This window comes from Streptomyces sp. NPDC005374 (assembly GCF_042872225.1).
GTDB lineage: Bacteria > Actinomycetota > Actinomycetes > Streptomycetales > Streptomycetaceae > Streptomyces.
On record NZ_JBIAKA010000003.1, the window covers coordinates 1 to 14613 of the forward strand.

General features: G+C 68.3%; 6 protein-coding genes, 1 tRNA gene and 1 rRNA gene. 7 read left to right on the forward strand and 1 reads right to left on the reverse strand.

The features are described 5' to 3' along the window. The 3 genes from rrf to ACFYRX_RS08535 all read left to right on the forward strand — a co-directional run. Nucleotides 1-91 (forward strand): 5S ribosomal RNA (gene rrf, locus ACFYRX_RS08525); the annotation flags it as partial. 114 nt (nucleotides 92-205) lie between these two features. Next, entirely contained in the window at nucleotides 206-868 is a 663-nt protein-coding gene (locus ACFYRX_RS08530) for a DegT/DnrJ/EryC1/StrS family aminotransferase (RefSeq protein ID WP_389098200.1), read from the forward strand. 73 nt (nucleotides 869-941) lie between these two features. Continuing rightward, nucleotides 942-1017: transfer RNA gene (locus tag ACFYRX_RS08535), tRNA-Thr, on the forward strand. 47 nt (nucleotides 1018-1064) lie between these two features. Here ACFYRX_RS08535 and ACFYRX_RS08540 read toward each other — a convergent pair. Beyond that, nucleotides 1065-3821, reverse strand: a complete 2757-nt coding sequence (locus ACFYRX_RS08540; RefSeq protein WP_389097589.1) for a SpoIIE family protein phosphatase — start codon at nucleotides 3819-3821, stop codon at nucleotides 1065-1067. A 396-nt stretch (nucleotides 3822-4217) separates the two neighbouring features. Here ACFYRX_RS08540 and ACFYRX_RS08545 point away from each other — a divergent pair, with 396 nt between their 5' ends. From ACFYRX_RS08545 to ACFYRX_RS08560, 4 genes are all read left to right on the forward strand, one after another. Continuing rightward, on the forward strand, nucleotides 4218-9689 hold the full coding sequence (locus ACFYRX_RS08545; RefSeq protein WP_389097590.1) for a HAMP domain-containing protein: 5472 nt from the start codon (nucleotides 4218-4220) through the stop codon (nucleotides 9687-9689). A 244-nt stretch (nucleotides 9690-9933) separates the two neighbouring features. Further along, a complete protein-coding gene (locus ACFYRX_RS08550) occupies nucleotides 9934-10614 on the forward strand; it encodes a two-component system response regulator (RefSeq protein WP_389097591.1) in 681 nt (226 codons plus the stop codon). A 124-nt stretch (nucleotides 10615-10738) separates the two neighbouring features. Then, nucleotides 10739-13444, forward strand: a complete 2706-nt coding sequence (locus ACFYRX_RS08555) for a DNA translocase FtsK (protein WP_389097592.1) — start codon at nucleotides 10739-10741, stop codon at nucleotides 13442-13444. Nucleotides 13445-13689: 245 nt separating this feature from the next. Then, complete coding sequence (locus ACFYRX_RS08560; protein ID WP_389097593.1) at nucleotides 13690-14526, forward strand: helix-turn-helix domain-containing protein; 837 nt, start codon at nucleotides 13690-13692, stop codon at nucleotides 14524-14526. Nucleotides 14527-14613 lie beyond the last annotated feature (87 nt).

The window sequence follows — 14613 nt, forward strand, 5'->3', positions numbered from 1 at the left end:
GCCCGGTTACATTCCGAACCCGGAAGCTAAGCCTTACAGCGCCGATGGTACTGCAGGGGGGACCCTGTGGGAGAGTAGGACACCGCCGAACAATTATTCAAAGGGTTGGATCCTGAACTTCGGTTCAGGGTCCAACCCTTTTTCTTTGTGCGTCACTTGAAGTTCACATTGCGCAAGCACCATCCGAAGCATGGGTACTGCTGCAATGCTCAGGGCCGCCGGCGTCGGAGTCGGTGACGAGGTCGTCGTACCGGCCTTCGGAAACGTCGAAGTCGCCGAGGCGGTGACACTGGCGGGTGCGCTTCCGGTGTTCGCGGACATACATCCGGTGACCTACTGCCTTGATCCGTCCGCTGTTGAAGCGGCCATAACTCCGCGGACCGCGGCCGTCGTTGTCGTACACCGCTTCGGCCGGCCGGCTGACATGGCGCGGCTCCTCGATGTCGGGCAGCGACACGGGCTGTTGGTGTTGCAGGAGGGTGAGTCCGAGGCGCCGTACGACGAGATCGCTCAGCGTCGGGAGCGGGCCTGTTATCTCGACGGGAAGTTGCGCGGGGTGCGCACGCCCGATGGTGGGGACGGGCATACCTACCAGCAGTACGTGGTGAGGGTTCCCGGCAATGGCCGACCGGACCGGGACGCGTTCGCTCGAGCCCTTCGGGGCAAGGGAGTCGACTGCAGGGTGCCGGTGAAGACGCCCGTCCACAGGCTGCCGGAGTTCCGGCGCTGTCTGTCGTTGCCGGAGACCGAGCGGGCCGCCGACGAGACGCTCGCCCTGCCGGTGGACGCTTCACTGACCAAGCGGGACATACAGCGGGTCGTGGCCGCGTGCAATGCGCTCGGAGGCCTGCTTCAGCCTGCTTTCTGAGGGAGTTGGGAGCACGGGTCTGCCCGGGGTATGATCTATTCCGTTGCCACGAGGGAAACCTCGAAAGCGACAGGCCCCTATAGCTCAGTCGGTAGAGCGTCTCCATGGTAAGGAGAAGGTCAACGGTTCGATTCCGTTTGGGGGCTCCAGTCGAAAGGCCCCGCCCATTCGGGCGGGGCCTTTTTCGTGCTCTCCGTCAGTCCACATGCAGGCCCGGCACGCGCATGGCCAGGATCGCCATGTCATCGGAGGGGGCGTCCGAGGCGAAGCGCTCGACCGCGCGCATGATGCGGGCCGCGACCGCGCCTGCCGTCAGACCCGTGCAGGTGGTCAGGACATCGGCGAGACCGTCGTCGCCCAGCATGCGGGTGCCTTCCCGGCGTTCCGTGACGCCGTCCGTGACGCAGAGGAGGACGTCGCCCGGGTCGAGGGTGACCGTCTGCTCGTAGAGCTCCAGGTCCTCCATGACGCCGAGGAGCGGCTGGGGTTCGGCGGCCGGTTCGACGGTGCCGTTCTGGCGCAGCCGGAGCGGGAGCGGGTGTCCGGCGCACACGACCTTCAGGCGGGCGCTGCCGTCCTCCTGCGGCCACAGCTCGCCATAGAGGAGGGTCAGGAAGCGGCTGCGGGCGCCCTCGTCGAGGATCGCGGAGTTCAGGCGCTCCAGGACCGCCGGACCGCTCAAGCCCTCGCGAGCCAGCAGCCTCAGGGCGTGCCGGGCCAGACCTGTGACCGCCGCCGCGTTCGGGCCAGTACCGCAGACGTCGCCGATGGCGAAACCGTAGGCGCCGTCGCTGATGGGGAAGACGTCGTAGAAGTCGCCGCCGACCTCGTTGCCCTCGCCGGCCGCGCGGTAGATGACCTCGACCTCGACGCCGTCGATCTCGGGGAGTTCGGGCGGCAGGAGGCTGCGCTGGAGGGCCTGGCTGATCGCCGTGCGCTCGGAGTAGAGGCGGGCGTTGTCGAGGGCGAGGGCGGCCCTGCGGCTCAGGTCCTCGGCCAGTTCGAGGATCTCCTGGCGGAAGTGCTCGTCCGTGGGCTTGCCGAGGGTCAGCATGCCGATGACGCGGTTGCGGGCGACCAGGGGGAGGACGACGGTCTCGCCGCCCACGGCGGAGGACGTGGCGAGGGTGGGGCCGATTCCGGAGGCCACCTGGTAGGTGGGACCGCCGGTGAGGCCGAGGCTGCGCATGGAGCTGCGCAGCGCCGCCTGATGGGCCGCCTCGCCGGGGGCCGACCAGACGCGGGCGCCGGGGGTGGGGACCGGGTCGGGGGGCTGGACCTTCGAGAGCAACGACTTGATGCCGTCGATGAGTTCCTCGTCCTCGTGCAGGACGTACGACAGATACGGCTCCGAGGCCTGGTCGGCGATCGTGTAGACGGCGCACCAGGTGGCCAGGGTCGGAACGGTCATCTGGGCCATCAGGGCCAGGGTCTGGTCGCGGTCCAGGGTGCCGGCGAGGAGGTCGGAGGCCTCGACGAGGAAGCTCAGTGAACCGCGGCGCAGGCGCTCCAGTTCGCCGAGGCGGGCCGACTCGACGGCCAGGGCAATGCGGTCGGCGGCGAACTGGAGGCGCAGGGCCTCTTCGTTCGAATATCTGCCGGGCGCCTCGGCGGCCACGCCGAGGGAGCCGGTGAGGCGGCCCTCCACCTTGAGGGGGACCGTCACGACCGAGCGCATTCCCGTGCCCCGCAGCAGGGGAACGGCGCCCGGGACCGCGCTGAGGTCATCGTGGACCGCGGGCATGCGGGCGGAGCCGTAGCGGCCGGGGCCCGCTTCGACGGGCACGCGCGCGAAGCGCTGGCGGGCGGAGGGCAGGCCGGTGGAGGCACGGACCTCCAACTCCGTCTCGTCGTCGGTCGCGAGGAGCAGGAAGGCGGAGTCGCCGTCGAGCATGTCGCGGGCGCGTTCGACCGTCCGCTGGAGGAGACCGTCGAGGTCGTCCGGGGCCGGAGAGCCGATGAACACCTCGAACGGGTCGGTGCTCTGGCCGTCGGAGGACGAGTTCGTGTCGGAGGCGGGGCCTCGCAACGGGGTCTGGAGTACGGCGCGTTCGTGGTCGCGGACCAGGAGGCAGACCGTGGAGGGCTCGCCGCCGGTGTCGCGGACGCGCAGGTGGGAGGCGTACACGGAGGTGACCCGGCCGTTGGCGGCCCTTATGCCGTAGCTGCCCTCCCAGCGGGAGAGCTGGAGTGCCTCGGCGATGCCGGTGCTGGTGCCGGGGGTGTGCGGCCAGGCGGCGAGGTCGGTCAGGGGCTTGCCGACCACTTGTTCGGAGGAGTAGCCGAAGAGTTCCTCGGCGTCCTCGTTCCACGAGGTGATGGCGCCCGTACGGTCGATCTGGACGACGGCGACGCGGACGCGTCCGTCCGCCAGCGGGAGGAGGTCCGCGGGCAGGGACGGGCCTGCGGTGCGGGTGCCCACGGGGCGTTCGGGGAGGTCGAGTTGGAACCAGACCCGCTTGTGGGCGGGGGTGTACTCGACGCCCCAGCGGCTGGCGAGCGCGGCGCAGAGCTGGAGCCCACGGCCGCCTTCGCGATCCAGGTTGCCCATGTTGACGGCCTGGCCCTGGAGGGGGATCTCGCGTTCGGGGTAGCGGTCGGCCACCTCGATCCGCACGCCTTCGTCACTTCGCAGGCACAGAACATCCGCGGAGGTGCCGGCGTGGACCACGGCGTTGGTGACCAGTTCGCTGGTGAGGACCACCGCGTCGTCGACGATGTCGGCGAAGCCCCAGCCCTGAAGGGTGTCGCGGACGAAGGAGCGGGCAGTCGCCACCGATCGGCCGACGGGCTCGAAGCTGGCGGCCGCGCGCGCGGTGATCACAGAACTCCTTGACCGGTTGTCGACGTGCAGGGCTGCCTGGCCGACCGGCGGCTCGTGCCGCTGCTGCGGCAGAGTGCCTGTCGGCCGGGGGTCCGGGTTCTGTCCCCCGGGGATCAGTCCGGTGGTCATGTGTGCGGCCGCCCTCCGATGCCCGCTCGTGCTCGTGCCACCGCCCAGGCCGGACGGACCGGCTCGGCTGGACAGCCGCATGCAAGGTTACTTACCTTCGCCGTCCGTGCGGATGCCGGTCTGCAGTGTTTCCGTCCGGAGGGTGTGCGGACGATGTGCGAAGCTGCCGAACTGTTATGGCCGGGTTCAACCAGGGTGAAACACTGGGCAGGCTCCTGAAGAAGGTTCGGGCAGGCCGAGTGGCTGACACGTACGGCGGGCAGCAGCCCGGGGTGCGGCTTTGTGTGTCCGGTTGACATAACGCTGTAGTAAGCAGAAGCGCGCGGCAGTGACAGGTATGCCGCGCAGTACCACCCGAGCACAGCAGTAACGGTCGATCCCTGCGGGAGGGACACAGTGGAGTCTGGCGCAGCGACGCGGGGCACAAAGACGCGCGCAAAGAGCGGACAGTCCGCGAGCGGCCGGCGCAAGCCACGGGGCGGGACCACCGTGGTGGACGCGGCCGCCCTGGACCGGCTGCTGGGGGCGCTGGAGTCGATGCGTGACGGGAACTTCCGCAAGCGGCTCACGGTGTCCGGCGATGGCGTGATGTCGGAGATCGCGGCTGTCTTCAACGAGGTGGCCGACCGCAATCTGCACCTGACGGGTGAGCTGTCCCGGGTGCGGCGCATGGTGGGCCGTGAGGGCAAGCTCACGGAAAGGCTGGAAACGGGTGCCTGTGAGGGCTCCTGGGCGGCCGCCATCGACGCCTCCAACGCGCTCGTGGACGATCTCGTACGGCCGGTCTCCGAGGTCGGCCGGGTGCTGTCCGCGGTCGCGGAGGGCGATCTGTCGCCCCGCATGGAGCTCAGGACCCAGGCGCCGGACGGGACGGGGCATCCGCTGCGCGGGGAGTTCCTGAAGGTCGGGCGGACTGTCAACAACCTTGTCGATCAGCTGTCGACGTTCACCGACGAGGTCACACGCGTGGCCAGCGAGGTGGGTACCGAGGGCAAGCTCGGTGGACAGGCACGCGTGCGTGGCATGTCGGGTTCCTGGAAGGACCTGACGGAGTCCGTCAACACGATGGCCTACCGGCTGACCGCCCAGGTGCGGGACATCGCGCTGGTGACCACGGCGGTCGCCAAGGGCGATCTCTCGCGGAAGGTCACTGTTCACGTGGCCGGCGAGATGCTGGAGCTGAAGAACACCGTCAACACGATGGTGGACCAGCTCTCCTCCTTCTCCTCCGAGGTGACCCGCGTCGCGCGCGAGGTGGGTGTCGAGGGCGAGCTCGGCGGTCAGGCGCAGGTGCCGGGTGTGGCCGGGGTGTGGAAGGACCTCACCGATTCGGTGAACCTCATGGCCGGCAACCTGACGGCCCAGGTGCGTGGGATCGCCCAGGTGACGACGGCGGTCGCCAACGGTGACCTGTCGCAGAAGGTGACCGTCTCGGCGCGGGGTGAGGTCGCGCAGCTCGCCGACACGATCAACCAGATGACCGAGACGCTGCGGATCTTCGCGGACGAGGTCACGCGTGTGGCCAACGAGGTGGGTGCCGAGGGACAGCTCGGCGGGCAGGCGAACGTGCCGGGTGCGGCGGGGACGTGGAAGGACCTCACCGATTCGGTGAACACGGTCTTCCGGAACCTCACCACCCAGGTGCGGGACATCGCCGCCGTGACGACGGCGGTCGCCAACGGCGACCTGTCGCAGAAGGTCACCGTCGACGTGGCCGGCGAGATGCTGGAGCTGAAGAACACCGTCAACGGGATGGTGGACCAGCTTTCCGCGTTCGGTGCCGAGGTCACGCGCGTGGCGCGCGAGATCGGTGTCGAGGGTGAACTGGGCGGCCAGGCTCAGGTGCCAGGAGCCGCCGGTACCTGGAAGGACCTCACCGACTCCGTCAACACCGCGTTCCGCAACCTCACCGGACAGGTGAGGAACATCGCCCAGGTGACGACGGCCGTGGCCAACGGCGACCTGTCGCAGAAGGTCACCGTCGACGTCTCCGGCGAGATGCTCCAGCTGAAGAACACCGTGAACACGATGGTGGACCAGCTCTCCGCCTTCGCCGACCAGGTGACGCGGATGGCCCGGGACGTGGGCACCGAGGGACGGCTGGGCGGTCAGGCCGTCGTGCCGGGTGTCTCCGGCACCTGGAAGGAGCTCACGGACTCCGTCAACTTCATGGGTGGCAACCTCACCTCGCAGGTGCGGCAGATCGCCCAGGTGACGACCGCGGTGGCCCGGGGTGACCTGTCGCAGAAGATCGACGTGGACGCGCGGGGCGAGATCCTTGAGCTGAAGAACACCATCAACACGATGGTCGACCAGCTGTCCGCCTTCGCCGACCAGGTGACCCGGGTGGCGCGCGAGGTGGGTACCGAGGGTCGCCTCGGCGGTCAGGCACAGGTGCCCGGCGTCGCCGGCGTGTGGCGCGACCTCACCGACTCCGTGAACGGAATGGCAGGAAACCTTACTGCCCAGGTCCGCAACATCGCCCAGGTCGCGACCGCGGTGGCCCGGGGTGACCTGTCGCAGAAGATCGACGTGGACGCGCGGGGCGAGATCCTGGAGCTGAAGAACACCCTCAACACGATGGTCGACCAGCTCTCCAGCTTCGCCGACCAGGTGACCCGGGTGGCGCGCGAGGTGGGCACCGAGGGCATCCTCGGCGGCCAGGCCGAGGTGCAGGGTGTCTCCGGCACCTGGAAGGACCTCACGCAGTCCGTGAACTTCATGGCGAACAACCTGACCATTCAGGTGCGCAACATCGCCGAGGTCACCACCGCGGTCGCCAAGGGCGATCTCTCGAAGAAGATCACGGTCGACGCGAAGGGCGAGATCCTCGAACTCGTCACCACCGTGAACACGATGGTCGACCAGCTGTCGTCCTTCGCCGAGCAGGTGACCCGGGTGGCCCGTGAGGTGGGCACCGAGGGCATCCTCGGCGGCCAGGCACACGCGTCGGGCGTCACCGGCATCTGGAAGGACCTCACCGACAACGTCAACCTGATGGCCAACAACCTGACCATGCAGGTGCGCAACATCTCCCAGGTCGCGAACGCGGTTGCCAACGGCGACCTGACCAGGACGGTGACGATCGAGGCGCGCGGTGAGGTCGCGCAGCTCGCCGACACCTTCAACACCATGGTGAAGACACTGAGTTCCTTCGCCGACCAGGTCACCAAGGTGGCCCGTGAGGTGGGCACGGACGGCATCCTGGGCGGTCAGGCGCGGGTGCCCGGAGTGGCCGGCACCTGGAAGGACCTCACCGAGTCGGTGAACCAGATGGCGTCCAACCTGACCGGTCAGGTGCGGAACATCGCCATGGTGACCACGGCCATCGCCAAGGGTGACCTGACGAAGAAGATCGACATCGATGCCCGCGGTGAGATCCTCGAGCTCAAGACCACCATCAACACGATGGTCGACCAGCTGTCGTCCTTCGCGGAGGAGGTGACCCGGGTCGCCCGTGAGGTGGGTACCGAGGGACAGCTCGGCGGCCAGGCACGCGTGCGTGACGTCGACGGAACCTGGCGCGACCTCACCGAGTCCGTGAACGAAATGGCAGGAAACCTTACTCGGCAGGTGCGTGCCATCGCCCGCGTGGCGACCGCGGTGACCCGGGGCGACCTGAATCTGAAGATCGACGTGGATGCGTCCGGCGAGATCCAGGAGCTCCAGGACTACATCAACAAGATGATCGCCAACCTGCGCGACACCACGATCGCCAACAAGGAGCAGGACTGGCTCAAGGGCAACCTGGCCCGCATCTCGGCGCTCATGCAGGGCCGCCGGGACCTGGAGGACGTGGCCTCGCTGATCATGAGCGAGCTGACGCCGGTGGTGACCGCGCAGCACGGCGCGTTCTTCGTCGCGATGCCGCTCCTCGACGGCAAGGACGTGAGCGCCGAGACCGAGGACCAGTACGAGCTGCGGATGCTCGGGTCGTACGGCTACTCGATGGGTTCCATGCCGACGTCGTTCAGGCCGGGTGAGGCGCTCATCGGGACGGCCGCCGAGGAGAAGCGCACGATCCTGGTCGAGAACGCGCCCAGCGGCTACCTGAAGATCTCCTCCGGTCTCGGAGAGGCGCCGCCCGCGCAAGTGATCGTCCTTCCGGTGCTGTTCGAGGGCAAGGTGCTCGGTGTCATCGAGCTCGCGTCCTTCACCCCCTTCACGCACATCCAGAAGGACTTCCTCAACCAGATCGCCGAGATGATCGCGACCAGCGTCAACACCATCTCCGTCAACACCAAGACGGAGGTGCTGCTGAAGCAGTCGCAGGAGCTCACCGAGCAGCTCCGTGAGCGGTCGGCCGAGTTGGAGAACCGGCAGAAGGCCCTTCAGGCGTCCAACGCGGAGCTGGAGGAGAAGGCCGAGCTGCTGGCCCAGCAGAACCGCGACATCGAGGTGAAGAACACCGAGATCGAGGAGGCCCGGCAAGTCCTGGAGGAGCGCGCCGAGCAACTGGCCGTGTCGATGCGCTACAAGAGCGAGTTCCTCGCCAACATGTCGCACGAGCTGCGTACGCCGCTCAACTCGCTGCTGATCCTCGCCAAGCTGCTCGCCGACAACGCGGACTCCAACCTCACCCCGAAGCAGGTCGAGTTCGCCGAGACCATCCACGGGGCCGGGTCTGATCTGCTCCAGCTGATCAACGACATCCTCGACCTGTCGAAGGTCGAGGCGGGCAAGATGGACGTCTCTCCGACGCGTATCGCGCTCGTACAGCTCGTGGACTACGTGGAGGCCACCTTCCGGCCGCTGACGGCGGAGAAGGGTCTCGACCTGTCCGTACGGGTCTCGCCGGAGTTGCCCGCCACGCTGCACACCGATGAACAGCGGCTGCTTCAGGTGCTGCGCAACCTGCTGTCCAACGCGGTGAAGTTCACCGACTCCGGGGCCGTCGAGCTGGTCATCCGGCCCGCCGGCCGGGATGTGCCGGTGGCGATCCGGGAGCAGTTGCTCGAAGCCGGTTCGCTGCGTGACGCGGACGCCGATCTGATCGCGTTCTCCGTGACCGACACCGGCATCGGGATCGCGGGCAGCAAGATGCGGGTGATTTTCGAGGCGTTCAAGCAGGCTGACGGGACGACGAGCCGTAAGTACGGCGGCACCGGTCTCGGGCTGTCGATCTCGCGGGAGATCGCGCAGCTGCTCGGCGGTGAGATCTACGCACAGAGCGAGCCGGGACGAGGGTCGACGTTCACGCTGTATTTGCCCCTGCACCCCAGCGAACTCCCGCCGCAGGGCTACCAGCAGTCCATGCCCGCCCTGGAGGCCGGTGACCTGGTGGCGTCCACCTCGGAGAACGGGATGTCCGAGGTGTACATCGAGACGCCGGCCGAGGTGAAGTCGTACCAGGAGACGCAGAACGGTGCCGCCGCGCTCTTCCGGCGGCGGCGCCGGACCGCGCCCGCTCTCGAGCAGCGGATCGGGCGGCCCGACCAGTGGTCGGCTGTGGAGCACCAGGCCGCGCCCCAGCCGCGCCGGGGCATCCGGTTCGGCGGGGAGAAAGTACTGATCGTCGACGACGACATCCGCAACGTCTTCGCGCTCACGAGCGTTCTCGAACAGCACGGACTGTCCGTGCTGTACGCGGAGAACGGCCGTGAGGGCATCGAGGTGCTGGAGCAGCACGAGGACGTGGCGGTCGTTCTGATGGACATCATGATGCCCGAGATGGACGGGTACGCGACGACGACGGCGATCCGCAGGATGCCGCAGTTCGCGGGGCTTCCGATCATCGCGCTGACCGCCAAGGCCATGAAGGGCGACCGGGAGAAGGCCATCGAGTCGGGCGCCTCCGACTACGTGACCAAGCCGGTCGATCCCGATCACCTGTTGTCGGTGATGGAGCAGTGGATGCGGGAGGAGTGATGGGAATCAGCGAAGATCACGCGGAGTTGTTGACTCAGGGTGCCCGACGCCGTGTAGAAGTACGGGAATCGGGGAACCTTCTGGTCTTCCGCTGCGTTTCTGCTACGTGCACAGTGACATCACGGTGACAGGGTGTGGCGACAGACAGGGTGCGGCTACGATGACCGGCACAAGGACGGGCGGCGAAAGGCAGTCGTCCCCAGGGGCGGCACCCGGTGCACATCCGGGGCGAGGAGGGCGGGCCATGGTGCAGAAGGCCAAGATCCTCCTGGTCGATGACCGGCCGGAGAATCTGCTGGCGCTGGAGGCCATCCTCTCCGCGCTCGATCAGACACTGGTGCGGGCATCGTCCGGGGAGGAAGCGCTCAAGGCGCTGCTCACGGACGACTTCGCGGTGATTCTGCTGGACGTCCAGATGCCGGGCATGGACGGTTTCGAGACCGCGGCGCACATCAAACGGCGGGAGCGGACCCGGGACATCCCGATCATCTTCCTCACCGCGATCAACCACGGTCCGCATCACACCTTCCGGGGCTACGCGGCGGGCGCGGTGGACTACATCTCCAAGCCCTTCGACCCGTGGGTGCTGCGCGCGAAGGTCTCGGTGTTCGTCGAGCTCTACATGAAGAACTGCCAGCTGCGGGAGCAGGCGGCGCTGCTGCGGCTCCAGTTGGAGGGTGGCGGCAAGGCGGCGGTCGGGGACGCCAGGGAGCCGGCAGGACTGCTCGCCGAGTTGTCCGCCCGGCTGGCAGCTGTCGAGGAACAGGCGGAGGCGCTGTCCAAGCAACTGGACGACGAGTCCGCGGACGCGGCCGCGGTGGCCACGGCGGCCCATCTCGAACGCAAACTCACGGGGTTGCGGCGGGCACTGGACGCGCTGGAGCCCGGGACCGGGAATCCTCCGTCGGTTCCGTCGCAGAACTGACGTGTGGCGTAGGCGTCCTCGCGGGTGAGCCGGCGTCAGTCCGGCACCTCCTCAGGAACGACACGAACGGGTGAAGCAGTGGGCACACGTGTCCGCGGTCGTCTCCACCGGTAATCTCCCACCTATGGCCTCACGTCCCTCCGCAGCCAAGAAGCAGCCCGCGAAGAAGGCTGCCGCCCCCGCGAAGGGTCCGGCGAAGAAGGCCGTCGCGAGGAAAGCACCGGCCAAGAAGGCGCCCGCCCGCAAGGCCGCGGCGAAGAAGGCCGCGCCGCCGAGGCCGGCGCCCAGCCCGACCGGCGGCGTCCTCCGGCTCATCAGGGCCCTCTGGCTCGGCCTCGCCCATGCCGTGGGCGCGGTGTTCCGCGGGATAGGGCAGGGTGCGAAGAACCTCGACCCCGCCCACCGGAAGGACGGCGTGGCACTCCTGCTGCTCGGCCTCGGCCTCATCGTCGCCGCCGGAACCTGGTCCAACCTCCGCGGCCCTGTCGGCGATCTCGTCGAGATCATCGTGACCGGCGCCTTCGGCCGGCTCGACCTGCTCGTGCCGATACTGCTCGCGGTCATCGCCGTCCGGTTCATTCGGCACCCCGAGAAGCCAGAAGCCAACGGCCGGATCGTGATCGGTCTGTCGGCGCTCGTCATCGGTGTGCTCGGGCAGGTCCACATCGCCTGCGGCTCGCCCGCCCGCAGCGACGGCATGCAGGCCATAAGGGACGCCGGCGGCCTCATCGGCTGGGGAGCGGCGACCCCGCTGACCTACACCATGGGCGAGGTCCTCGCCGTACCGCTGCTCGTACTGCTGACGGTCTTCGGGCTGCTCGTCGTCACGGCCACCCCGGTCAACGCCATCCCGCGACGGCTGCGCGAGCTCGGCGTGCGGCTCGGCATCGTCCACGATCCGGCCGAGGACGAGTTCACCGGGGACGACGAGCGCTACGACGACCAATGGCGCGAGGCACTGCCCGCGCGAGGCGCCAGGCGCGGCACCGCCCCCGAGTCGTACGACCCCGACGGCGCCGAGCAGGACGCGCTCTCCCGGCGTCGTGGCCGCCCCCGGCGCTCCGCTGTGCCGCAGCCCGCGATGGACCGGCAGATGGACGCCGTGGACATCGCAGCGGCCGCCGCGGCGGACCTGGACGGTGTCGTCATGCACGGCCTGCCGCCCTCACCGCTCGTCGCCGACCTCACCCAGGGCGTCAGTGTGGGCGACCGGGTGGAGACGACCCCGGTCTCCAAGCCCGTCCCGGCCGCGCGGCCCAAGCAGGAGAAGCTCAAGGTCGAGGTCGCCGACCTCACCAAGCCCGCTCCCGAGGCCCCGAGCGAGCTGCCCCCGCGCGCGGAGCAGCTCCAGTTGTCCGGGGACATCACCTACTCCCTGCCCTCGCTCGACCTCCTCGAGCGCGGCGGCCCCGGCAAGGCGCGCAGTGCGGCCAACGACGCCGTCGTCGCCTCGCTGACGAACGTCTTCACCGAATTCAAGGTCGACGCCGCCGTCACCGGCTTCACACGCGGGCCGACGGTCACGCGCTACGAGGTCGAGCTCGGCCCCGCCGTGAAGGTCGAGCGGATCACCGCGCTGGCCAAGAACATCGCCTATGCCGTCGCCAGCCCGGACGTGCGGATCATCAGCCCGATCCCCGGCAAGTCCGCGGTCGGCATCGAGATCCCGAACACCGACCGCGAGATGGTCAACCTGGGTGACGTGCTGCGGCTCGCGGCGGCCGCCGAGGACGACCACCCCATGCTGGTCGCGCTCGGCAAGGACGTCGAGGGCGGCTACGTGATGGCCAACCTGGCGAAGATGCCGCACGTGCTCGTCGCCGGAGCCACCGGTTCCGGTAAATCGTCGTGCATTAACTGCTTGATCACTTCCATCATGGTGCGCGCGACCCCCGAGGACGTACGCATGGTCCTCGTCGACCCCAAGCGCGTGGAGCTGACCGCCTACGAGGGCATCCCGCACCTGATCACGCCGATCATCACCAACCCGAAGCGGGCCGCGGAGTCACTCCAGTGGGTCGTACGGGAGATGGACCTGCGCTACGACGACCTGGCGGCGTTCGGGTACCGGCACATCGACGACTTCAACCAGGCCATCCGCGACGGCAAGCTCAAGACGCCGGAAGGCAGCGAGCGGGAGCTCAAGACCTATCCGTATCTGCTGGTGATCGTCGACGAGCTCGCCGACCTGATGATGGTCGCGCCGCGGGACGTCGAGGACTCGATCGTGCGCATCACGCAGCTCGCGCGCGCGGCCGGTATTCACCTGGTGCTCGCGACGCAGCGGCCCTCGGTGGACGTCGTCACCGGTCTGATCAAGGCGAACGTGCCCTCGCGGCTCGCCTTCGCCACCTCCTCGCTCGCCGACTCGCGCGTCATCCTCGACCAGCCCGGCGCCGAGAAGCTGATCGGCAAGGGTGACGGGCTCTTCCTGCCGATGGGGGCCAACAAGCCCACCCGTATGCAGGGCGCCTTCGTGACCGAGGACGAGGTCGCGGCGGTCGTACAGCACTGCAAGGACCAGATGGCGCCGGTCTTCCGCGACGACGTGGTCGTGGGCACCAAGCAGAAGAAGGAGATCGACGAGGAGATCGGCGACGACCTCGACCTGCTGTGCCAGGCGGCCGAACTGGTCGTCTCCACTCAGTTCGGGTCGACCTCGATGCTCCAGCGCAAGCTCCGGGTCGGGTTCGCGAAGGCGGGGCGGCTGATGGACCTGATGGAGTCCCGCGGGATCGTCGGACCGAGCGAGGGGTCCAAGGCTCGTGACGTTCTCGTGAAGGCTGACGAGCTGGACGGAGTGCTCGCGGTGATCCGCGGGGAGGCTTGAGGGGAGCCCGGAACGGGTGCGGCCACCGATGTTCGATCGTGACTCACCCGTAAGGGATCATTGAGCAACCGTTTCCCTTCGGCGTACGTCAAGTTGAGGGAAGCGAAAAGCTGCTGCCTCGTCATCGGCCTGTCCGGCCATTCCGATGGCGTACAAAGTCCTACCGCCCGGTTGCCCCACCCTTTCGCACCCCCCCTAGACTGAACCTCCAGCACAGGTGGCTTAAACGCTCGAAAGGCGCCCCCGTGTCCATCGGCAACTCCCCTGAAGACGAGCGTCCGTTCGAAGACGACCGACAGGAAGCACGCCTCTCCGTCGGTCAAGCCCTGAAACAGGCGCGGATCGCGGCAGGGCTGACCGTCGACGACGTCAGCAACGCCACCAGGGTCCGTATCGCCATCGTGCATGCCATCGAGGCGGACGACTTCGCCCCCTGCGGTGGCGATGTGTACGCCCGGGGTCACATCAGGACCCTGGCCAAGGCCGTCCACCTGGATCCGGCCCCTCTCATGGACCAGTTCTCCGCCGACCACGGCGGTGGCCGTCCGGCCCCGACCCCGGCCGCTCCGCTGTTCGAGGCGGAACGCATCCGTCCCGAGCGGCGCGGACCCAACTGGACCGCGGCCATGGTCGCCGCCATCGTCGCCGTGGTCGCATTCGTCGGGTTCACCGCCTTCAAGGGCGGGGACGACGGCGGGACGGCACAGGTCGCCGACGGCACCACGCCCGCCGTCACCAAGTCGCCCACACCCAAGTCCGACAAGACCACCAAGGACCCGAAGCCGACGCCGTCCGACAGCGCCATCGCGGCGGCACCCCAGGACAAGGTCACCGTGCAGCTCAGCGCCGCCGACGGAAAGAGCTGGATCCTCGCCAAGGACCACAACGGCCGGACCCTCTTCGACGGGCTGCTCCAGCAGGGCGACACCAAGACCTTCCAGGACAGCGAGAAGATCAACCTCGTCCTCGGCGACGCCGGGGCGATCCAGCTGTATGTGAACGGCAAGAAGATCGACGACGACTGGCAGCCCGGCGCCGTGGAGCGCCTGACGTACACGAAGGGCGACCCTCAGGTGGGCTAGCGGCCTGTTCGGTTTTCGTTCCCGCGGGGTTGGTCACGGTCGGCCAACCCCGTCGACGTGGGGTGTCAGTGGGACGAAGTAGTCTTG